The organism is Empedobacter sp. R750, assembly GCF_030324345.1.
In the GTDB taxonomy this organism is placed as follows: Bacteria; Bacteroidota; Bacteroidia; order Flavobacteriales; family Weeksellaceae; genus Empedobacter; species Empedobacter falsenii_C.
Map to the genome: position 1 here is coordinate 71,429 of NZ_JACAGF010000007.1, position 23,847 is coordinate 95,275.

At 29.8% G+C, this 23,847-nt stretch carries 20 protein-coding genes and 1 other RNA gene; 11 read left to right on the top strand and 10 right to left on the bottom strand.

The window, feature by feature from the left end:
- Positions 1-9: 9 nt before the first annotated feature.
- From HXZ74_RS08900 to HXZ74_RS08930, 7 genes are all read left to right on the top strand, one after another.
- Positions 10-1,479: a helix-turn-helix domain-containing protein gene (locus tag HXZ74_RS08900; protein ID WP_286474905.1), complete on the top strand. Its 1,470-nt coding sequence runs from the start codon at positions 10-12 to the stop codon at positions 1,477-1,479.
- Position 1,480: 1 nt separating this feature from the next.
- Entirely contained in the window at positions 1,481-2,614 is a 1,134-nt protein-coding gene (locus HXZ74_RS08905) for a tetratricopeptide repeat protein (RefSeq protein WP_038335411.1), read from the top strand.
- 86 nt (positions 2,615-2,700) lie between these two features.
- Complete coding sequence (locus HXZ74_RS08910; RefSeq protein WP_038335404.1) at positions 2,701-4,014, top strand: T9SS type A sorting domain-containing protein; 1,314 nt, start codon at positions 2,701-2,703, stop codon at positions 4,012-4,014.
- A 182-nt stretch (positions 4,015-4,196) separates the two neighbouring features.
- Positions 4,197-4,295, top strand: an RNA gene (gene ffs / locus HXZ74_RS08915) — signal recognition particle sRNA small type.
- 81 nt (positions 4,296-4,376) lie between these two features.
- Positions 4,377-6,029, top strand: a complete 1,653-nt coding sequence (pyrG, locus tag HXZ74_RS08920) for a CTP synthase (protein WP_221853939.1) — start codon at positions 4,377-4,379, stop codon at positions 6,027-6,029.
- Complete coding sequence (yidC, locus tag HXZ74_RS08925) at positions 6,007-7,851, top strand: membrane protein insertase YidC (RefSeq protein WP_038335391.1); 1,845 nt, start codon at positions 6,007-6,009, stop codon at positions 7,849-7,851. The genes pyrG and yidC overlap by 23 nt, the downstream gene beginning before the upstream one ends.
- A 213-nt stretch (positions 7,852-8,064) precedes the next feature.
- Positions 8,065-8,631, top strand: coding sequence for an acetate uptake transporter (locus tag HXZ74_RS08930; protein WP_125349702.1), 567 nt, complete (start codon positions 8,065-8,067; stop codon positions 8,629-8,631).
- A 65-nt stretch (positions 8,632-8,696) separates the two neighbouring features.
- Here HXZ74_RS08930 and HXZ74_RS08935 read toward each other — a convergent pair whose 3' ends face one another.
- Positions 8,697-9,011, bottom strand: coding sequence for a GlsB/YeaQ/YmgE family stress response membrane protein (locus tag HXZ74_RS08935; RefSeq protein ID WP_125349703.1), 315 nt, complete (start codon positions 9,009-9,011; stop codon positions 8,697-8,699).
- Positions 9,012-9,130: 119 nt separating this feature from the next.
- On the opposite strand from HXZ74_RS08935, the gene glmM reads away from it, so the two are divergent.
- The 4 genes from glmM to HXZ74_RS08955 all read left to right on the top strand — a co-directional run bounded on the left by glmM (position 9,131) and on the right by HXZ74_RS08955 (position 14,375).
- Positions 9,131-10,513 (top strand): phosphoglucosamine mutase, encoded by a 1,383-nt coding sequence (gene glmM, locus HXZ74_RS08940; RefSeq protein WP_286474907.1) that lies wholly within the window; start codon positions 9,131-9,133, stop codon positions 10,511-10,513.
- A 92-nt stretch (positions 10,514-10,605) separates the two neighbouring features.
- Positions 10,606-11,985: a tetratricopeptide repeat protein gene (locus HXZ74_RS08945; RefSeq protein WP_219034160.1), complete on the top strand. Its 1,380-nt coding sequence runs from the start codon at positions 10,606-10,608 to the stop codon at positions 11,983-11,985.
- 104 nt (positions 11,986-12,089) lie between these two features.
- Positions 12,090-12,683 carry an acyl carrier protein phosphodiesterase gene (locus HXZ74_RS08950; RefSeq protein ID WP_286474912.1) on the top strand — a complete coding sequence of 198 codons (594 nt, stop codon included), beginning with the start codon at positions 12,090-12,092 and terminating at the stop codon, positions 12,681-12,683.
- Positions 12,684-12,746: 63 nt separating this feature from the next.
- Positions 12,747-14,375 (top strand): acyl-CoA carboxylase subunit beta, encoded by a 1,629-nt coding sequence (locus tag HXZ74_RS08955; RefSeq protein ID WP_219034162.1) that lies wholly within the window; start codon positions 12,747-12,749, stop codon positions 14,373-14,375.
- 53 nt (positions 14,376-14,428) lie between these two features.
- Here HXZ74_RS08955 and HXZ74_RS08960 read toward each other — a convergent pair whose 3' ends face one another.
- From HXZ74_RS08960 to HXZ74_RS09000, 9 genes are read right to left on the bottom strand one after another with little or no spacing between them, the layout of a single operon-like run.
- Entirely contained in the window at positions 14,429-15,004 is a 576-nt protein-coding gene (locus HXZ74_RS08960; RefSeq protein WP_280049184.1) for a sugar transferase, read from the bottom strand.
- A 5-nt stretch (positions 15,005-15,009) separates the two neighbouring features.
- Positions 15,010-17,493: a polysaccharide biosynthesis tyrosine autokinase gene (locus HXZ74_RS08965; protein WP_286474914.1), complete on the bottom strand. Its 2,484-nt coding sequence runs from the start codon at positions 17,491-17,493 to the stop codon at positions 15,010-15,012.
- Between the two features lie 2 nt (positions 17,494-17,495).
- A complete protein-coding gene (locus HXZ74_RS08970) occupies positions 17,496-18,281 on the bottom strand; it encodes a polysaccharide biosynthesis/export family protein (protein WP_286474918.1) in 786 nt (261 codons plus the stop codon).
- Positions 18,282-18,283: 2 nt separating this feature from the next.
- A complete protein-coding gene (locus HXZ74_RS08975; RefSeq protein WP_280062052.1) occupies positions 18,284-19,387 on the bottom strand; it encodes a glycosyltransferase family 4 protein in 1,104 nt (367 codons plus the stop codon).
- Entirely contained in the window at positions 19,374-20,120 is a 747-nt protein-coding gene (locus tag HXZ74_RS08980) for a glycosyltransferase family 2 protein (RefSeq protein ID WP_280062053.1), read from the bottom strand. The genes HXZ74_RS08975 and HXZ74_RS08980 overlap by 14 nt, the downstream gene beginning before the upstream one ends.
- Positions 20,111-21,229, bottom strand: a complete 1,119-nt coding sequence (locus HXZ74_RS08985; protein WP_280062054.1) for an EpsG family protein — start codon at positions 21,227-21,229, stop codon at positions 20,111-20,113. The genes HXZ74_RS08980 and HXZ74_RS08985 overlap by 10 nt, the downstream gene beginning before the upstream one ends.
- A gap of 6 nt (positions 21,230-21,235) precedes the next feature.
- A complete protein-coding gene (locus tag HXZ74_RS08990; protein WP_286474919.1) occupies positions 21,236-22,225 on the bottom strand; it encodes a glycosyltransferase family 2 protein in 990 nt (329 codons plus the stop codon).
- Positions 22,225-23,289: a glycosyltransferase gene (locus HXZ74_RS08995; RefSeq protein WP_286474921.1), complete on the bottom strand. Its 1,065-nt coding sequence runs from the start codon at positions 23,287-23,289 to the stop codon at positions 22,225-22,227. Before HXZ74_RS08995 ends, HXZ74_RS08990 begins: the two co-directional genes overlap by 1 nt.
- A gap of 8 nt (positions 23,290-23,297) precedes the next feature.
- Positions 23,298-23,846: a serine O-acetyltransferase gene (locus HXZ74_RS09000; RefSeq protein WP_286474923.1), complete on the bottom strand. Its 549-nt coding sequence runs from the start codon at positions 23,844-23,846 to the stop codon at positions 23,298-23,300.
- Position 23,847 lies beyond the last annotated feature (1 nt).

Genomic DNA, 23,847 nt, shown 5'->3' on the forward strand with positions numbered 1-23,847 from the left:
TGTTAGGAAATGAATTTATTTTTTAGCCGATTTTACGCATTTACATTAGTGTTTTTAAGCTTTGTATGCCAAGTTACAAATGCGCAAGAATTACTCTTGCAAAAATATTTGAAAGATTACAACTCTAGCTTGTACAATAATCCTGATGAAACAAAAACTTTTGCCGAATATTTTGTCCGAAATTCTACTGATAAATCAGAATTAATCGAAGCTTATATTTTATTAGCTAATGCAAATTATTTTGGAGGCAAATATAACGAAGCGCTTGATAATGCAGCAAAAGCAAACACAGAAGCGATTATAGAAAACAACACAGAATTAATTAAAGAATCCGAATTTGTTTTAAATAAAATTTATCAACGATACAATTTGCTCGACTTTTCTGAAAAATATTTACTAAACAATTCATCTGACGAAAATTCGATCTTACTAGCCAATCAATATTTTTATAAAGGCGATTATTCTAATGCACTTAAAATATTAACCGAAAAAAAATCATTAAATATTGAAGAACAAATAACATTATCAAAAATATATTTAAAAAATCATCTTTATAACAAAGCGTTTCATTTATTATCTCAACTGGAACGTAAACAAAATATAGGAAATTATTTCAAAGCAAGGATTTATCTATTATTGGGCGAATATTATTTTGATAAAAGATACAACACAGAAGCTGTTTCATATTATCAAAAAGGATTATTGTATGCAAAAAAGATTAATCATTCTGATCTAATAAAAGATGCTTATTATAATTTGGCTAGTTTGTTTTTAGCCAATCATAATGTAAATGAGTTTGATATTTATAATGAAAAATATGATTCTATAACAACAATTAATTCTCAAATTAATCAAGAAATAAATAATTCTATTTTTCATCATCAATCTAAAATAATTGAAGTTAAAAAATTAAAAAAAGAAAAACTTTATCATATAATTTCTGGAGGTTCTATTATTTTATTATTATTAATTTTAGTTATATATAGTATAATAATTAATAAGAAAAATGAAAAAATCCGTGTTACAAAGACTATTATTAACACTTTAAAAGAAGCGCAAGAAGAAAAGGAAGTTGTAAAATCTGAAGTTAAAAATCAAATCAAAACAGATTTGATTCCTAGAGAAAAAGAAGAAATTATTTTGCAAAAAATTGCTTCTTTTGAACAAACGAACAAATTTTTGTCAAAAAATGTTTCGCTTGGTTTAATTGCTTCTCAATTGGATACAAATACAAAATATTTATCTGATATAATTAATAGACATAAACAAAAAAATTTTAATACCTATATAAACGAGCTTCGTATAAAATATATTTTGAACAAACTCACTTCTGATTCTAATTATTTGAATTACAAGATTTCATATTTAGCAGAAGAAAGTGGTTTTTCTTCTCACAGCAGTTTTGTTTCTGCCTTTAAAGCTTATACAGGAACTACTCCTACAATTTTTATACAAACCATTAATCAATCCCAAGCATAATATGAAATATAGTGTTTATTTTACGATTTTTCTTCTGAATTGTATTTTTTGTTTTGGACAAAGTGATTCTATTGAGCTTAAAAATATATATGATGTTGCAAGGGAAAACATCTATAACAATCCAAAGAAAGCTATATCTCAAGCCGATGTTTTGATAAAAAACAGCCATGGTAATGTCGGAATATTAGTAGATAGTTATTTTTTGAAAGCAAATGCATATTCAAATTTAAGAGATAATGAGAAGGCATTATTTTATTTAAACAAAACGTATACTATTGTTAAATCGCTTAAAAATGATGCTCAAAAAGTAGATGTAATTCACAGAATAGCTACTATTTATCAGAATTTGAAATTATATGACAAATCATTATCTTATCTAAATGAAGCTGAAAAAATAATTAGTCAATTAAAAAATGAAGATAAAAAATTTGAAACAATTAGTTATAATTATACGGTAAGAGGATTAATTTTTAAGGATTTAAATAATTGCGAAACTGCAATTGATTATTTTAACAAGGCAATAAAAAATTACGATAAAATAAATAACAAATTTATTGCTTCGTCTAACAAAAGTGTTATTTATTACAACTTAGGCTTTTGTTATTTCAAAACAAATGTAAAAACATCAGAAGAAGCTTATCATAAATCGTATGAATTAGCAAAAAAATCTGGAACTAATATTTTGATTGCTTATTCCTTAAAAGGTCTTGGCGAATATTATTTCAAAACAAATAACTATGAAACCTCTCTTGATTATCTTAATAAATCATTACAATCATTAGATAAAACAGAAGATCCTACATTAAAAAGAAATATCTATAATTTAATTAGCCTAAATGCAATTGCAAAACAAGATTGGCAACTTTTTGAAGAAGCTGATAGTTTATCTTCTATCTATAATAAGCAAGTTGTATTATCAGAAACGAAATCTGTATATAAAGCTATACAATCAATTGAAGAAGACGCAAATTATGATGAAAAGAAATCGTTATTTACTTCTATTTTCACCATTATTCTATCATTCATTATAATATTATTAATCAGTTTTTTATATTTTAGAAAAAAGAAAAAAATCACTTCAGAAAACATTGCTTTAAATCAAGAATTATCCAGATTATTAAATAAAGAAAAGTAAATTAATAATTCACGAATTTCAAATAGCAAACAGAAGTGATTTCTGAAAATGAATATTAATTTTGAATTCAAGAAATTAATATTTATATGAAAAAACATTACTTTTTATCCCTATTTGTTACTTTATGTACTTTACAAATAAATGCACAAACAGAAGCTTATTTTTCTCAAGCTTTAGGTACATCAATTAGAAGTATTAATAATAATGGATTAGGTTTATCTGCTGTAAAATATTTCGATTACAACACAAAGGTTTACACAATTGCTGAAACAGCTTTAGGAATAAGTCAATTAAATACAATTAATGACAATGGTGATATTACTGGAGAAATGAAAATTTCTGGAACAAGTAATAAAGTACCTGCTTTTAAAACAAAAACAAGTGATTGGAAACAAATTGGCGTTTTTCAAGATTTTGTTTTCGGCAAAAGTACCTTTACTGTTTTTGATTATTCCGAAAATGGAAAGTATATCGTTGGTCAAATGTCAAAAAGAATTAATAATAAAGACATATATGGATCTTTTATTTACTATACAGAAACAGGCGAACTAAGACCTATATTTAATGAAAAATATTTAGCATTAGCTGTTTACACTATTAATGACGAAGGGTTAATGGCTGGATGGGTTGATGATGAAGGAAATAATGGAGGAACAAGACGAATCCCCTGTTTAATCGATCAAGATTTAAAGATTACATACATAGATGAAACTCTTCCGAAATCCGCAGTTTCAGATATTATGAAAATTAATGTAAATGGGCTAATGGCAGGAGAATGGGAAGGACTTCCTATGGTCTATAATCATAAAACAGGTGAAAGAAAATCTATAAAAATCTATGATGGTTTTTATGCAGGAGCTTTTGAAGATATTTCTGATAATGGAATTGCTGTAGGATATATGACTACTATGAATAGTGCTAATCAACTAGTTAGAGAAGCTGTAATTTGGCATGAATCTTTTGGAGATCAAGTACAACTTTTAAGCGATTATGTTAAAAAAGCTGGTTTCTCTATTGATACTTATGATGGAATGATGGGAACAGCTTTAACAATATCTAATAACGGAAAATATATTGGAGGTTATGATAATTCTGCTTTTAACTTTGGAAGAGGATGGGTTGTCAAGCTAAGTGAAAAACTATTAAATACAAACGAAAGTATCAAATATACAAGTAATATAAACGTCTATCCTACTTTGGTTACATCAACACTTAACATTTCATCTGATTATATTATCAATCAATATACAATTACAACTATTGACGGGAAAGTAGTTAAAAAATCAAATCTTAATAATATAAAAGAAAAGATTGAAGTATCATCATTATCAAAAGGAATTTACATTATTACAATCAATTCAAATCATACTACCAAATCTGTAAAATTTATTAAACAATAATAAAGTAAATTCATTTCATCAATTACTTTTATTAAAGTAAATTAATTTTTTTCAATGTGGGTGGAACTTTTATAGTTCCACTTTTTTATTGTAAATCAATTCATTATTTACATTTTTGATAAAATTATTTATTTTTTTCCCTAAACCCTTTTATTTTTACAAAACTTTCTTACCTTTGCATCAGGCAAGTCCTACACAACCAGCTCCTGTTGAATCCTCCAGGACGGGAACGTAGCAAAGGTATACGGTCGTAGCGGTGTGATGTAGATCGCTTGCCTATTTTTATTTCTCTAAATTTCACTCCCACTTTTTTTTACCCCATTATTTATTCGTAAATTTGCAACCATTGATTTAAAGATTCAATGGAAACAAACAAAGCACCAAAGTACATTTTCGTTACCGGAGGAGTAACATCGTCGTTAGGAAAAGGAATCGTAGCATCATCATTAGGAATGCTACTAGAAGCAAGAGGATATAGAGTAACAATTCAGAAATTGGATCCCTATATAAATGTAGACCCAGGAACACTTAATCCTTACGAGCATGGAGAATGTTACGTTACGGAAGACGGTGCAGAGACCGATTTAGATTTAGGACATTATGAGCGTTTCTTGAACCGCGCAACATCTCGTGCTAACTCAGTTACTACAGGTCGTATTTATCAAACAGTTATAGAAAAAGAACGTCGTGGAGATTATTTAGGAAAAACAGTTCAGGTTGTTCCGCATATCACAAACGAAATCAAACGTCGTATCAAATTATTAGGTAATACAGGTGATTATGATATCATCATTACTGAAATTGGAGGTACGGTTGGAGATATTGAGTCTTTACCTTATATCGAATCTATCCGTCAGTTAACTTGGGAATTAGGAGAGCATAATTCTTCTGTTATTCACTTAACATTAGTCCCTTATTTAGCTGCTGCGGGTGAATTAAAAACAAAACCTACTCAACATTCTGTTCGTACATTAATGGAAAATGGTATTCATGCCAATGTTTTAGTTACACGTACAGAGCGTCATTTACCAAAAGATGTAAAAGCTAAATTGGCTTTATTCTGTAATGTTCGCAAAGAAAATGTGATTGAAAGTATGGATGCGGACACAATTTATGAGGTTCCATTCTTATTACATGAACAAAATTTTGACGAAGTTGTTTTAAAAGGCTTAGATTTGCCAACTGATCAAGAACCAGATTTTACAGTTTGGAACAAATTCTTATCAAATCATAAAAATCCTAAAAACGAAATCGAGATTGCTTTAGTTGGTAAATACGTTTCGTTACACGATTCTTATAAATCAATTACAGAAGCATTTACGCATGCTGCTGCAACTTGCGAAACGAATGTAAAAGTTCGTTGGGTATATTCTGGCGATATTACAGAAGACAATGTTGGAGAGCAATTGAAAGGAGTTTCGGGAATTTTGATCGCGCCAGGTTTTGGAGATCGTGGTATTTTAGGTAAAATAATTGCTGCAAATTATGCACGAAGAAATAATATTCCAACATTAGGAATTTGTTTGGGAATGCAAATTATGGCAATCGAATTTGCGCGTAATGTTTTAGGTTACGAAAAAGCAGATTCAGCAGAAATGGATTTAACAACGCCTTATCCTGTTATCAGTTTGATGGAAGATCAAAAAGATGTTTCGGACAAAGGAGGAACAATGCGTTTAGGAAATTGGAAATGTGAATTAACTCCTAATTCAAAAATTGAGAAAATTTACAACACAACCGAAATCTTAGAACGTCATCGTCATAGATATGAATTCAACAATGATTTTTATGATGAATTTGTTGAAAACAATTTTATTCCAGTTGGTAAAAATCCTGAAACAGAATTAGTAGAAATTTTAGAACATAATCAACACCCATATTATATAGGTGTACAATTCCACCCGGAATATAAAAGTACAGTTGCTTCGCCACATCCTTTATTTATAAGTTTTATCGAAGCTTCTTTATTGAATAAACAAAATGATTTATTAAATGCAACAAGAGAAAAAATTTGATTTTAACCAAACGATTGGTTTTATTTTAATTGCAATTCTTTTTGGCGTATTCTATTTTCTAAACAAACCTTCGGAAGCGGAGGTCGAAGCTCAGAAAAAAGAATTAGTTCAAAAGCAAGAGCAAGCAAAAAAACAGGAACAATTAAATAAAACAGCTACAACACAAGCTTTTCAAACTGTAGATCCTACATTAGCAAAAGATGTTGAAGTTAGTAATGATAAACTAAAAGTTACTTTTTCGCCAAAAGGAGCTCAAATTTCTGACGTACAAATCGTTGGATATACAGCTTACAATGACAAAAAAGATGGACACAAAGATCCTTTACATTTGATAAAAGATGGATCAAGTAAGTTCAATTTATCATTCAAAACAAAACAAGGAGCTGTTCTTAATGTTTCGGATTTAGTATTTGTACCTCAAGTACAGAAAAATGCGAACAATACAATTGTAACGTTTACAGCAAATGCTCAAAATAGTCAAATTCAATACATCTATACATTAGGCGATTCTTATGGTATCGATTTCGAAGTTAAAACGCAAGGTTTATCTAATATCACTTCTGAGAAAAATGTAGATTTAGCATGGACAATGGATGGTTTCAGTACTGAAAAAGGGAAAGATCAAGAAAAATATTGGTCGCATACTTATTTTCAGTTCAAAGGAAACAAAGACATCGAATACGAATTATTTGGTTCTGACGAATGGGAAGAAGAGGAAGCTATTTCTTGGGTAGCCAACAAACAACAATTCTTCGCAACAGTTTTATCAAATGATGAAGGGTTTAAAACAACAAAAGGTGGTTCTAAAAACTCTGATAAAGAGGATTTAACTTACAGTAAACACTATCACTTAAACTCAAAATTAGAGTTGAAAAATAGTGAAATCAATTCAAAATTCACATGGGATTTTATTCCATTGGATTATAAAATGTTGAAAGATTACAACGACAAAGGATTCCAAAACTTAATTGATTTTGGTTGGGGATTATTTGGTTGGTTGAATAAATATTTCTTCTTGAACGTTTTCAAATGGTTAGCTTCTGTAGGAATCACTTACGGATGGGTAATCTTCTTGATGACAATCGTTGTAAAATTGATTTTATCTCCAATTATGTACAAACAATACCGTCAATCTGCATTGATGAAAGTTGTTCGTCCAGAGTTGAATGAAATCAACGAAAAATACAAGGATCCGAAAGATGCGATGAAGAAGCAACAAGAAACAATGGCAATTTATCGTAATGCAGGAATCAATCCATTAGCAGGATGTTTACCAGCATTATTACAAATTCCTATTTTCTATGCGTTATTCCGTTTCTTCCCGAACTTAATCGACTTGAGAGGTGTTCCTTTCTGGTTCGTAGACGATTTAACAGCATTCGATGATTTAATCAAATTACCAGAATGGGTTCCATTCCTTAATGGTCACTTAAGTGTATTCGCTTTATTATACATTGTTGCAATGATGATTTATTTTAAAGTTTCTGGATCTATGGATAACTTCCAAATGCCACAACAAGAAGGAATGCCAAACATGCAATTCATGAAATACATGATGTATGTAATGCCAGTTTTCTTCTTTGTATTCCTTAACAATTATGCTTCTGGTCTATCTTGGTATTATTTAGTATCCAATGCGATTAATATTTTCATAGTGTTATATATTAAGAAATATATGATTCACGAAGCGAAGATTCATCAAATCATCGAAACAAATAAAACAAAACCTAAAAAGACAGGTAAGTTTGCTTCGAAAATGCAAGAAATGATGAAACAAGCTCAAGAAATGCAAGAGCAACAACAAAAGAACAAAAAGAAATAATCAAACTATATTTCAAATTCAAAGATCCGTTAATGATAATTAACGGATTTTTTATTTATTCAAGACAATAAAAAATTAAGTATTCAATTTATTACATACCAATATTTTATTCACTTAAAAATACTTTTATAGTGTACGTTATACACTTTTTATGAATAAATTCTTTTTTATTTATTATTTTCAGATTATTATTGTCTCAAAATAATAAATAACATGAATAATATTTACTCAATTAAAGATCAAACAGCAAATCCTGGACCTTTAGGATTATTTGGTTTTGCAATGACAACTGTTTTATTAAACATACACAATGCAGGTTTTTTCCCTGTTAATAGTATGATTATGGGAATGGGTGTTTTCTTTGGAGGTGGAGCTCAATTTGTGGCTGGCGTTATGGAATGGAAAAAAGGAAACAACTTTGGTAGTATTGCATTCATGTCTTATGGCGCTTTTTGGTTAACTCTTGTATTTACATGGTTAGCACCGATGTTTGGCGTAGAAAAACCAGACGGAAATGCGATGGGATGTTATTTAGGAATGTGGGGATTATTTACATTAATCAACTTTTTACAAACCTTAAAAGGCAATTTGGTCGGAAAACTATTATTCGGTTCATTAACCTTATTATTCTTTTTATTGGCAGCAGGTAACTTTACAGGGAGTCAAAGCATTTTACATTTTGCTGGTTGGACAGGAATCATCTGTGGATTTATTGCTTTTTACGAAGCTTCTGCAATTATGATTAATCAGAAATACGAAAAAAACATTCTTCCTTTATAAATAATATGAATAAAAAAAATCCTTTATCAGAGACTGATAAAGGATTTTTTTATAATTGTAATGAATTATTTATTAAACATTGGAGCTAATAATTTTTTCCAAATAAATAAGATTAATAATGATCCTAAAATTGAAAAAATCCAATCCAATGGACTGAAAAAACTTACTTCTCCATCATGAGAAATTCCTAAAATTGTACGCATATAAGCTCCTAAATATGCACCAATAATACCTATAAGTGCAGTTACCCAAAATCCTCCCGGATCTTTACCTGGCATTATTGCTTTAGCAATTCCAGCACAAATTAAACCGAACACTAAGTATACCAAAAAGCTCCAAACTCCGGTAATACCTAACATAATAAATGAAGTTGTCATCATAATTAATACTATTTTTTATGGTTTTAAAAATTGTTAAGTAAATCTTAACTAAAATCGTTCCAAAAAGGTAAGAAAAGTTTTTGTAATTTGTAAATTTGTATCACTATAAAATAAAATTTATGTCTCTAATCAAATCTATTTCAGGTTTTCGTGGAACAATCGGAGGAAAACCGGGAGATAATTTAACTCCTATAGACGCTGTAAAATTCGCAGCTGCTTACGGAACTTGGCTTAAGAATCAATCAAATCAATCAGAATATAAAGTAATTGTAGGGCGCGACGCTCGTATTTCTGGACAAATGGTTTCTCAATTAGTTTGTTCAACTTTACAAGGATTAGGAATTAATGTTGTCGATTTAGGTTTATCTACTACTCCAACTGTAGAAGTTATGGTGACACATTTACATGCAGATGGAGGAATTATTTTAACTGCTTCTCACAATCCAAAAGAATGGAATGCGTTGAAATTATTGAATGCAAAAGGAGAATTTGTTTCTGCAACAGATGGTGCACAAATTTTAGCTTTCGCAGATAAAGATGATTATACATTTGCAGAAGTTGATGATTTAGGTTCTTATGAAACTTTTGATGATGCAATTGATTTACATATCGAGAAAATTTTGGCTTTGCCATTAGTGAATGCAAAAGCGATTCAAGAGAAAAATTTCAAAGTTGCGATTGACGCAGTAAATTCAACTGGAGGAATTGCAATTCCTAAGTTGTTACAACGTTTAGGTGTGATTCATTACGATATGTATTGCGAACCAAACGGGAATTTTCCACATAATCCAGAACCTTTAAAAGAACATTTAGGTGATATCTGTAAAAAAGTAATCGACGAACAAGCTGATTTCGGAATTGTGGTAGATCCAGATGTTGACCGTTTAGCAATTATCGACGAAAAAGGTGAAATGTTTGGAGAAGAATACACATTAGTTGCAGTCGCAGATTATGTATTATCAAAAACGCCTTCAGCAACAGTTTCTAACTTATCATCTTCTCGTGCATTACGCGATATTTCTGAAAAATATGGTCAAAAATATTCGCCATCAGCAGTTGGAGAAGTGAATGTTGTGGTTGAAATGAAAAACGTTGACGCTAAAATTGGTGGAGAAGGAAACGGTGGAATTATTTATCCAGAATTGCACTACGGACGCGATTCTTTAGTAGGAATTGCTTTATTCTTGACATATTTAGCTGAACAAGATAAATCAGTTTCTGAAATTAGAGCTTCTTTTCCAGCATATTTTATGGCGAAAAAGAAAATCGAATTAACACCAGAAATCAATGTGGACGAATTGTTAGTGAAAATTCAAGAAGTTTACAAAAACGAAGAAATCAATACTGTTGATGGAGTTAAAATTGATTTCCCTACAGAATGGGTTCATTTAAGAAAATCAAACACAGAGCCAATTATTCGTATTTATACTGAAAGTACTTCAGAAGAAAATGCAAATAAATTAGCTGATAAAATGATCGAAAGCATCAAAAATATTATCTAAAACAATCTATTTTAATTGTTTAACAAATGTGCAAAACTCTAACAATTCGTTATGATTTTTGCACATTTTATTTTGTAAATTAGTCTAATACTATGGACGAAGATTTTTTTAATAGCGAGCTAATTGAAGGTTTTGAGCAAATGCTTGACAATCGTGAATATAGATATTACGATTCGGAGGATTTGGTCGAAATTATAGAGTTCTATCTTGAAGTAAATGATAGCGAATATGCGAAACGTGCGTTGGATTTTGCAGAAAAAATGCATCCCGAGAATATAGATATCAAAATCAAGAGAATTGAATATTTTCTTACAATTGAGGATTTAAAAAAAGCTGCAAAACTCATCAAAGATTTAAAGGATTTAGCTGCAAACGAGTTAGATTATCTTTTGGTACAAGCGCGTTTTTGGGGAATGAAAAATATGCCTCGAAAAGCGATAAGTTTTTATGAAGAAGCTTTGCAAATAGACGACGAAGAAACTGATTTTATTTGCAATTGTATCGGAAATGAATATTTGAATTTAGATGAAGTTCATTCTGCGTTGATTGCTTTCAGAAAAGCATTGAAATTCAATCCAGAAAACGATTATACTTTCTATTCTATCATTCAATGTTACGAGGAAATTCATAATCCTGATGAATGCATCGAATTTCTGAAAGATTTTATTGACGATAATCCATATTCGGAAGTTTCTTGGTTGCAACTTGGTCTGTTGTACAATCACAAAAAAATGTATGACGAAGCTATAAATGCGTTGGATTACGTGCTCGCGATTAATCCTAACTCTATTGTTGGTCATGCTAACAAAGCAGTTTCATTGGAAGAATTAGGAGAATACAATAAAGCAATAGAAACACTAGAAGAAACATTAGAATTTGATGATTCGCCAGCTGTTACGCATATGAAAATTGGTGAATTGTACGAAAAGTTAGAGAAACCACAAAAAGCATTAAAAGCTTATCATATTGCGATAAAAGAAGATCCACAATTGGATAAAGTTTGGGCAAAAGCAGCTTCGCTTTACAACAAATTAGAAAATATTGAAGAAGCCGAATATTACATTCAGCGTGCAATAGAATTGAATGGTGATAGTTACGAATATTATACAGATTCAACTTACTATTTTCTGAAACAAATGAAGTTTGAGGAAGCTATAAAAAACCTTTCGAAATTGGTTCAATTAAAACCTTTGGTTTTCAATACTTGGTTTGCTTACGTCGAAACTTTAATTGCTGTTGGCGAATACGAGGAAGCGATTGCAGTCTTATTAACAGGCGCTTTGAAGAATTTTAATCGTGCCGAATTTTTCTATCAATTAAGCAATGTTTATTATATTACAGAGCAAGATCAATTAGGAAATGAAGCGTTGCAAAATGCATTAAGTTTGGATCGAAATTTAAAAGATTCAATGATTGAATACTATCCGATTTTAGAAGAAAAAATCAATCAAATTTCTGGAAATAACGAATAAAAATATAATTCTTAAGCCATCTTTTTTAGATGGCTTTTTTCTTCACAGTAAAATAACACAGGTTTATACAAAAAAACTTAACTTTATGAAACTAAACAAGCCTTATGAACTTTATCGCACATCAATATTTATCTTTCGGAAATCAATCGCTTCAAATTGGGAATTTGCTTGGTGAAACTGTAAAGGGAAAACAATATTTAGATTTTCCAGAAGATATTCAGAAAGGCATTTTATTGCATCGTTCGATTGATACATTTACAGATTCTCACGAAACGGTGAAGAAAAGTTCAAGTTATTTTCACGAAACACAACACAAATTTTCACCAATTATTATTGATGTGATTTATGATTATTTTTTGATTAAATATTGGAATAATTATTCTGAAACTCCTTTCGAAAAATTTAAAACAGATTGTTATCAATTATTTAAGGATGAATACAATTCGCTTCCAAAAAAACTACAAGAAACCATTTTTTATTTGCTAAAATATGATTGGTTCGAAAATTATTCGACCATAGAAGGTGTTCAAAAAACATTAAAAGGAATCGGAAGTCGAGCAAAATTTGAGAATAATTTACATCAAATCATTCCCGAATTTGAAAAAAGTTATGCGAATCTAGAAACTGATTTTCTGTCATTTTTTCCTCAAATCCAAACGCATTGCATGAACTTTGTATTCGTTGATTCTCAAGTCTAAATTTCATTTTAAGAATTCGATAAAATTCATTAGTTTAGGGCTGTAAACAAACAGAAAACCACAATGGATTTAACTTTTAATAAAAGAGAGGATCATAACAAATTATTACTTTCTAAACTACGCCAAAAACTGAAACAAGTTTACCTTGGCGGAGGTCAAAAAAGAATTGATGCGTTGCATAGCAAAGGAAAAATGTCTGCAAGAGAACGTATTGATTATCTTTTAGACGAAAAAAAACCGAACATTGAGATTGGTGCTTTAACAGGCGATGAAATGTACAAAGAACACGGCGGATGTCCTTCGGGAGGTGTTGTTGTAAAAATTGGTTACATTTCTGGCAAACAATGTATTGTTGTTGCGAATGATGCAACTGTAAAAGCTGGTGCTTGGTTCCCAATTACAGGTAAAAAGAATTTGCGTGCGCAAGAAATTGCGATGGAAAATAAATTACCAATTATTTATTTAGTGGACAGCGCAGGTGTTTATTTACCAATGCAAGATGAGATTTTTCCTGATAAAGAAATGTTTGGTCGAATTTTCCGCAATAATGCAATCATGTCATCAATGGGAATTACTCAAATTTCTGCTGTGATGGGAAGTTGTGTTGCTGGTGGAGCATATTTACCAATTATGAGCGACGAAGCAATGATTGTAGACAAAACGGGTTCTATTTTCTTAGCTGGAAGTTATTTGGTAAAAGCTGCTATTGGAGAAGACATCGACAACGAAACTTTAGGTGGAGCAACAACACATTGCGAAATCTCTGGTGTGACTGATTATAAAGCAAAAGATGATAAAGATGCGTTGGATAGAATAAAATCTATCGTTGGTAAAATTGGTGATTATGAAAAAGCTGGATTTAATCGAATTGAAGCAGCTAAACCTGCTTTAGATGAGCAAGAAATCTATGGTATTTTACCTGAATCTCGTGCTGAGCAGTACGATATGTATGAGATTATTAACAGAATTGTTGATAACTCGGAATTGGACGAATATAAGCCTGATTATGGGAAATCAATCATCTGTACGTATGCGCGAATTGATGGTTGGGCGGTTGGAATTGTAGCTAATCAACGTAAAATTGTGAAGTCTAAAAAAGATGGAATGCAGTTTGGTGGCGTGATTTATTCAGATTCTGCAGATAAAGCAACTCGTTTTATTGCGAATTGTAACCAAAAGAAAATTCCGTTAGTTTTCTTACAAGATGTAACTGGTTTTATGGTTGGATCTAAATCTGAACATGGTGGTATTATCAAAGATGGTGCGAAAATGGTAAATGCAGTTTCGAATTCTGTTGTTCCAAAATTCACGATTATAGTTGGAAATTCTTATGGCGCAGGAAACTATGCTATGTGTGGAAAAGCATATGATCCTAGATTAATTACAGCTTGGCCTTCGGCTCAATTGGCAGTTATGGGAGGTGAACAGGCTGCGAAAGTTTTGTTACAAATAAAAGAAGCCACTTTGAAAGCACAAGGTGTAGAAGTTGATGAAGTGAAAAAGCAAGAACTTTTGAACGAAATTACAGCAAAATACAATGATGAAACAAGTCCTTATTATGCTGCGGCACGTTTGTGGACAGATGGAATTATTGATCCTTTGGATACGCGTAAATGGATTTCGATGGGAATTGAAGCTGCAAATCATGCTCCGATTGAAAAACAATTTAATTTAGGTGTTATTCAAGTTTAGAAAAACAAAAATATTTTTAAAAATAGAAGAGAATCCAATTTTAGGATTCTCTTCTATTTTTTGAATATTGTTTGAAACATGTAAATCAAATCTTGTCGAAAACTCCAATTCTTTACATATTCTACATTGATCTTAACTTTATCTGGCCAAAGAATTTCATCATTATATTTGATTGGATCATTTACATTGGATAAAATTTCTTCTTCTTTACGATATTTCAATTGAGCAGGACCAGTAATTCCAGGTTTAACTTTCAACATCAATCTATCCTCTCCAATCAATTTATCCGCATAACCAGCGACATCAGGACGAGGTCCAACAAAACTCATTTCTCCTTTTAAAATATTGAACAATTGAGGTAATTCATCCAATTTATAATCTCGAAGAATCTTTCCAATTTTGGTAATTTGATGTTGATCCGTTGTTATTGTCGATTTAGAAACCCCTTTCATCGTTCTGATTTTATAAATATTGAAAAATCTTCCGTCTTTCCCAACTCTTTTTTGTGTAAAAACGCCAAATTGATTGGTATCTATAGAACTTATGATAATTAACAAAACAATTAATCCCACTAAAAAAATTAGTAGGATTAATGCAAGTATATAATCAAATATGTTCTTTAAGATCATTTCAATTAAAAGAATTTACCTTTAATTCGAGAAGCTAAACGTTTTATTTTTCCGAATGATGAATTATCAAAATTCTCATCTCCAGCAAAATAGCCGTAACCGTATCCATAACCGTAACCGTAGCCGTAACCATATCCGTAACCATATCCGTAACCGTAGCCAGTTTTAATTTGGAAATCGTTGAATACAATTCCGACATTCGAAACTTCACCTTCATCGTATTTATTCGAAATTGCATTGATAAAGTTTTTCTCCGAGTAATTGTAACGTGTTACATATAGTGTACAATCTGCATAACGCATCAAATCGTACGAATCTGTTACTAATCCTATCGGTGGTGAATCTATAATTACAAATTCGTATTTCTCTTTCAATTCAGCAAACAATTGATCCATTCGATTACTCAAAATCAATTCTGAAGGATTTGGAGGGATTGGACCTGCTGTAATAATATCTAAATTTGGTAAAATTGTACGTTGTGTAATTTGATTTAACTCTAAATCACCCGCAACATAGTCTGTAACTCCTGTTTTATTATTAATGTTAAAATCATCAAAGATTTTTGGTTTACGTAAATCTAATCCAATCAGAACCGTTTTCTTATCCATAGAACCAAGTGAACTCGCAATATTCATCGCATTGAAAGTTTTACCTTCACCTCCAATAAATGATGTCACTAAAATCGTTTTGTTATGATCTTCAAGTCCTGGATTCTTGTATAAATATTTCAGATTAGAACGAATTGATCTAAACGATTCAGAAATTCCTGATTTTGGATTGTTGATTACAACTAAAGGTGAATTATCTCCCAAAGGACCAACTAAACCAATAATTGGAATATGTGTACGACTTGTAATATCTTTTAAAACACGAACTTTGAAGTCTAATAATTCTTTAATCACAACATAAATCAAAGGAATCAATAAACCAATTCCCAAAGCTATTAAATAATTACGCTGCGGATTTGGATAAATAGAACCTTGTCCTTGATTTTTAGCTGGATCAATAATTGTGATATCAGATACAATAGATGCTAAAGATAAATCTGTTGTATTTAATTGATTAATCAACGTTGAATACAATGTACTGTTTAATTCAAATCCACGATTCGCTTCCACAAATTCAATTTCTTCGTAAGGTAAATCTTTCGCTTTGAATTCAGATTCCGCTAACTTAGCATTAATCATTGACAGATCAGTATTCAGCTTTTGTAAATGCGCATTAACTACATTCGAAATGTTATTTCTAGTTTTAGCTAATTGACGATCAATTTCTCTAATCTCATCAGTGTTAGATTTATAAACCTTAAGCATTTGCTCGCGCTGATTTTCAAGATTATCTAATTGATCAACATTCGTCATGTAATAAGACACATCAAGACCGGCAATATTAAGCGCAATTAAATTATCAACACTACTCGATTTTTTAGGCATTAAACGATGTAATGCATTGATTTTCTCTTCTACAGTTACGCGTTCTTTATCTAATTCAGTAAGCTTCCCTAAAAGCTCACCTTTTTTTGTATCGAAATTATAAACTCCTGTTTTCTTCTGTAACTCTTGCAAATTGTTTGTTGCGCTATCTAGCTTAAGCTTTATAGCTGCAATTCGTTCTTGTAAATATTTACGTGTTTGGTAGGCTGATAAATTTCTTTCTGCTAATTCATTTTCTATTAAAACTTGAATTGAATTGTTTAAAATATCAACTGCTTCATTCAAACTTTCAGCATTTTTTGAAACAGCTATTATACTTGAAATTTTAGATGGATTTGTGACATTAAAATTCTGTACAGCTCTTCCAGTTGCATCTTTGATTGTGACTAATTTAAATGATATTGAGCTCTCAGAAAATGGTACATTTGAACGAGTCAACATGATTTTATAATTTTTACCTACCATCCATTGATTATAATAACCAATTTTAGGTAAATTCAACTCGTCAGACTTTATAATACTATCTTTAGTAAACTGATATAAAGAACCATTTTTGTTCTCGACTTCAAAATAAAAAGAGTTATGATCTTTAGGTTTTACTTTTACATCAACATATGCAACTTGTTGATGTAATGTATCAATATGAACATGAAAAGGAGCATCTAATTTATATATATTAGATTTTTTTAAACGTCCTTCTTCCGTATAGAAAATATAAGATTCTGCTCTTTTTACAACTTTCTCATTATGAATACGAGAAGTTAATGTATACGATAAACCATCAATTTTATTTGCATTTCCTCCCCAAATAAAATTAATAGAGTTAGAGGCTAATGAATTATTAGCAGAACTATTATCTTTAATTTTAAATGTTGTATTTGCTGTATAAATTTTGTTCAGCCTCCAATTATTAAGATAATATGCTACCGCCAACGCGATTAGCATCGAAATTATATATAATGGCCAAGCATTCAATAATCTTGGGATAAGCCTTTCTACATCAATAAAGTCAGATTGTTTTTTCTTAACTTTTTGATTAATTGTTGTATCTGCCATTATTATATTTTATCAAAGAATAAATAAACTCCTAAAATTGTTGCAATTGCTCCCATTATAGTAGTAACAACAGTAAGAGGATTTAGTCCTACACCCCATACTTTTTCTTTACGAGGATTAACAACAATAATATCATTATTCTGAATCCAATAATACTCAGAATTCATAATAGATTCTTTTGTTAAATCGACATAAACCTGCTTTGTTCCATCTAAATCTGTTCTAATAATTCGAACATTTTTCAAATCAGCATAGATATTATTCGTTCCAGATTGGGCAAAAGCATCTAACAACGTCACATTTTTTTTAGGTGCTCTAAATACACCTTGACCTGCTTCACCTACGATAGTATATTCTATTCCTGCTAAATTAACATCTATGAAAGTTCCTTTTTCATCGTAGATTTTATAGAATTCTTCTTGGATTTTCTTACGAGCTTGTTCAATAGTAAGACCTTCTAATTTTATTTTTCCAATACGAGGTAACTCAATTGCTCCGTCTTGTCTTACATACACACCATTTCCTCCTTGAGTACTATTACCTGAAGTAATAAAATCACTAAGAATTCCCATAGAAGCTCCTGCAGCAGAAGAAATATTAATTAAAATTTGATCATTTTTTTGAATATGATATTCAGGTTTTTCAAAAGAAATCTTACCATTTGCATCTAATTTTAAATTAGGATCTGGCTGAATTAGTTGAACATCTTTTAAAGATATACATGAAAACAAATTCATGATTATCAACAAAATAAAGGTTTTGGTTAAAGTTGATTTTAAGTTAAGCATTTTTATAATGATATTTTTTTATTCTTTTTTAATACTACAGCATATCGTAGAGAGACAACAAAACTAATTGATAAAACAATAAAGATCAAAAATAGTTTATTAATTTCAATATTTCTAAAATAATACCCAATGAATATAAAAAAAATGTTAATAAGTACTAATATTATTGAAGTTTGAATATGAGTTAACCCTAATTTTAAAAACTGGTGATGAAGATGGTTTTTGTCTGCCGAAAAAGGACTTCTTTTTCTAAGAATTCGGATTGTAAAAACCGATAAAGTGTCTACGATTGGAATAACAAAAATAAAAAGTAATAAAACAGGTCCTGTTTTTAAACCTAAACTAGAGGTTTCACTAATGTATAAAAAGCGAATTGCCATAAAAGTTAAAATAAATCCTATAACCATTGAACCAGTATCTCCCATGAATATTTTAAACTTTTTGGACAAATTATACCTTCCAAAACCTAGTAAAACAGCTAATGTACTAACAGCTAATATTCCTATTCCGTAATCAAATATTCTGTAGAATATATAAACAAAACACAAACTAATTACTATACCAATTCCTGAAGCTAAACCATCAATTCCGTCAATTAAATTGAATGCATTTATTAGTACTATAAATACAAAAATGGTTAATATAACTCCAACAAAATAAGGAATCTCGTAGATACCAAATAATCCTGAAAATGACTTAATCATTATACCAGAACCAAAAATAATTAAAATGGTACTTATTATCTGACCATATAATTTTTTATCTGGAGCTACAACTAATAAATCATCCATTAATCCAATAAAAAATAATATTGTAATTGCGGATAAAAAGAAAGAATAGTTAACACCTAATTCTGTAGCAAATATCGATGTTGAAACTACTATTCCAAAAAATAAAGCCACTCCTCCCAAGGTTGGCACTTTATTAACATGAGAACTTCTTTCTCCTGGTACATCCATCAATTGTTTTTTGTAGGAGATACGTATAATTTTCGGAATTGAGATCAATGTAATGATTAATGCAAAAAAATAGGCTCCCATTATGTTAATATATAAAGGAGAAATGTTTAGCGTATATAAATATTCTAATAATTTAAAATTTTCCATATTTTTTTAATCCATTCATAGCCCAAAAAAATGTATAATATGATGATTTGAAAATATTCATTTTTAAATAATATCTATAGACATCATATTGTTTTTTAGCAATTCGTAATTTATTTCGAGAAACAGAGTTATTTCGAATTCTGTAAATAGCTAAAGATTCATTGATTGCTCTTGCATATTTTATTCTACCTAACAAATCTATCCACATGGCATGATCTTCACGAAGTTCTACATCTGGAACTGGTATTTTTCCAATTCGTTTTGAATCATATACAGATGTTAACATCGGAATAGGACAATTATATAAAATACGATTTTTATCTACTTTATCTACTGCAATAAAATCTGCTAACAATGGTTCTAAATTTTCATCAACACGCTTATAACTTGAATAAACTAACTCTTCATTATTCTCTAACAAATAATTAATCGTAATCTCTAAAAAATTTGGCAACCATAAATCATCACTATCGAGAAATGTAATAAATCTACCTTTTGCTTTATTCAATGCTAAATTTCTAGCATGAGCAGCTCCATTATTTTCTGATTGTAAAATTAATTTTATTCGATTATCATTAAATGATTGAATTATTTCAACTGATTTATCTGTTGAACAATCATCTACAATAATCCATTCCCAATTATTATAACTTTGATTTTTTATAGAATCATATGTTTCAGCTATATATTTTTCAGAATTATAGCAAGGTGTTATTATAGATATTAATTCCATTTCCATAATCCGTAAATAGCTTCTTTATTAAAAATTGTTTTATAATTAGCAAAATTAGATTTATGAGCTTGTTTAACTTGAAACCAAAAAATCAATAAAATTGTATAGGAAACGAAACTTACATAAATAAAATTTCGCTTAAACTTGTCTCCATTAAAGGAATACACCAATCTACCTACTGTCAATCCTAAAAAAACTAAATAATAACCAGGTAATCTAATTCCAAAAATTCCCTTACCTAAAAAGAAATAAAGTAAAACTCCAAAAACAAATAAATTTCTGAAATAACAATACAATTTATCTTCTACAGCATATTTGTTGTAAATAATAATTGAAAGAATTGATATAATTTTTACAAAATCACCGACTGCAACTCCATCACCTTGATCATATAATTGGCTTTGATAATCTTCAAACTTATCTTGCCCGATAGGCATAAATTGCATAATAACTTCTATTATAGAATTTAATCCTGTATAGAAGCCTATGATAGAAAAAACAACTAGCCATCCAATTAATTTTTCATCAAACTTCATCGGTGCTATCCAATATGCTAATATAAATACAATAATTGATTCATGAAATTGGAATCCAATTGCAATACAAATTAAAAATTTAATTAAATTTCGATCAATTACATAGCGAATTGAATATATGGCTATAGCATTTGCCAAACCTTGTCTAATATGCACATGCTCTTCGAACATAAAGTTTGGCATTGCGTATATAAATAGCACTAAAAAAGGAAATCCTCCATACTTATAAAATGTCGAAGATTTTAAAATCAAGGATGTAGTTGCAACAGTTAATGTAAGCATTCCAAAATCAAAACCATAATCAACTAGAATTTTGTTTAATCCTAAATAACCTTTTTCCATACTCGCCATTTCAGCAAATCGATCAAATTCTGACCAACTAGTACTTGCTAATAAGTTAAATGTATTAAAATAAGCCACCCAATCAGGACTCAAAGCGTAACCTAATCCTGCAGTTAGAGTCATTATGACAACAATTAATATATATAATTGTTTACTAACCTTTTTATTAGAAAACTCTAAAAAAGATGCAACAAGTAGAAATGCAAATATGAATAAATAAATAAAACTCACTACAGATTAGAATTTAAGTAATAGTTGAGGATTAATTAAGGCTATATAGTAAAAAAATCGTTTTTTCAATGGTAATGAATTTAAATAGTTTTTGTCAAAACGTTTATAATTTTTAAGTTCTTTTTTTGTTAAGTTATTTGCCTTTAAAAAATCATTCAAAACATTTAACATTTTACGCTTCAAATTTTTATCTTTCACATAAGCCAAATAAGCTAAATACGAATAATAACCTTGTATAATTTGAAAACGCTTTAACTCAGTTGCAAATGTATTGTATTTACTCTGATAAAAATAATTTGTCACCTCATTTACAGCAACAAACATATCCAAACCTTTCTCCGTATGTGTTTTTGTAATAGAATCTTGTCGTTCGAAATACTTATAAAAAGGTTCATTTATTTTAGAGATAATACTCGAATCTAAAACCAATTTCGGAATCAATTCTATATCCTCAAAATGAATTCCATTTCTAAATCGATGATTCTCGAACAACGCTTTTTTAAAGATTTTATTACATGCAAAGCAACTCATTTCACCAAAAATGGTAAAATCTTCTACTAAAATTATTTTTTCTGGCAATTGAGGCGATTGCGGTAAATCACGAAATTCTTTACCATTTTCATTAACTTTTACCAAATCACACAAAACAATTTCAGATTCATCTCTTTCCGCCAATTCATACATTTTCTCCAACATCGCTAAATCAATGTAATCATCAGAATCAACAAAAGCAATGAATTCTCCTTTCGCTTTATCAATACCAGCATTTCTCGCATCACTTAATCCTCCATTTTCTTTCTGAATAGAAACTAAGCGCGAATCCTTAGAAACAAATTCATCAATAATTTCTTGAGAATCATCCTTAGAACCATCATTTACAACAATCACTTCAATTTCTTTCAACGTTTGATTCAATATCGAATTTAAACATTTCGAAAGATATTTTCCGGTGTTATAAACTGGTACAATGACGGATATTTTAGGCTGAATTGACATTATATTTTATCAAAAATTGATTCGTATTGTTGAATTATTTTTTCTTTACTAAATCGAGAATGAATACTTTCAATAATTTGTTCTTCTGAATGATTCTCTTGCAAAACTTCTTTAATTTTTTCTGCAAAACCTTTTGAATCTGAAATTGGAAAAACTTCAGCATTAATACCTTCTTGCACAATTTCATTGATTCCTCCTGGACAATTATTTGCCAAACTATAAGTTCCACAAGCTCCAGCTTCCAGCAAAACATTCGGAAAACCTTCGTAACGAGAAGAAAGTACAAACAAATCTGCATTTTTTAGGTAAACAAATGGATTTGAAACTTTTCCTTTAAACGTTACATTATTCAAACTCAATTCATCTTTTTGTTGAGCTAGTTTATCTTTAAAAGCTCCATCTCCAAGAATCGTTAAATGTATATTTTCTCCTTTCAATTCATTCATCACATTTAATAAAAGATCAAAACCTTTTCGTGGTGAAAGATTTCCTATTGCCACAATATTTTTATAGCTCGTGTCAAAATCGATAGTAATACTTTCTATTTTTAATCGATTAATTAAATCAAAATCAACTGGATTATTAATTTTTATAATTTTATATTCCGAAATTCTAAAATTCTCAATCAAATCATTTTTCATATCGTCACTTTGCGCAATAATTTGATGAAAATTATTATAAAATCGATAAAAGAATAAAATTTCTTTACGTTTTACATGTTCAGAAACTACATTTGTTTCTCTTGTAATAAACTTCGTTCTAGGAAACAAAGAAATGATTAGTGATAAAAAAGCTGAAATTTCCCCCCAACCTGTAAAAACAATTTCTGGTTTTAACTTTTTAATCAACGGAATAATTTTGAAAATCGAATAACGAATTCGAGAAACGTTTAATTCAATAATTTCAACATCATCTTTCAAATGATTTAAATAATAACCTTCTTTTTTAAACAACACCAATTTTGGACAGAATTTCGTTCGATCCAATTCATTGCAAAGCGTTGTAATTACTCGCTCCGCACCACCTTGATTAAGGTCTGGTAATATGAAAAGTATTGTTTTCAAAAAAAAATTTATTCAATTCTATTATTAATATAACCTTCCGTAGCTTTTTCGTTCGAAATAATTTGCATTGGATTTCCTGTCACAATCGAATTGTCTGGCACATCTTGCGTTACATAACTGTTTGGCGCAATCAACACGTTATTTCCAATTGTAATTCCACCAACAATTACGGCATTTGTACCAACCCAAACATCGTCTTTCAAAATTGGAAACCCTTTCGATTTCCCTCTATTTGTCTGACCTAACGTAACACCATGCGCAATATTACAATTTTTCCCTATTTTACATTTTGGATTAACGACAACGGTTCCCCAATGCCCTAAATTTAACCCTGATCCAATTTCTGTTCTTGCAGAAATTTGATAACCATATTTAATCGAATAACGACGCAACAACAAACGATAAACTAAACCTAAAGGATGTTTAGCAGAATATTGTTGAGCTTTTCTTAAACAATAAATAAAACGAAAACCTGGACTCATAAAACCTTTCAATAAAGGAGAATTTGTCCAATATCCAAAGTTTCGATAAAAATCTTTCTGAATAATTGTTTTCATA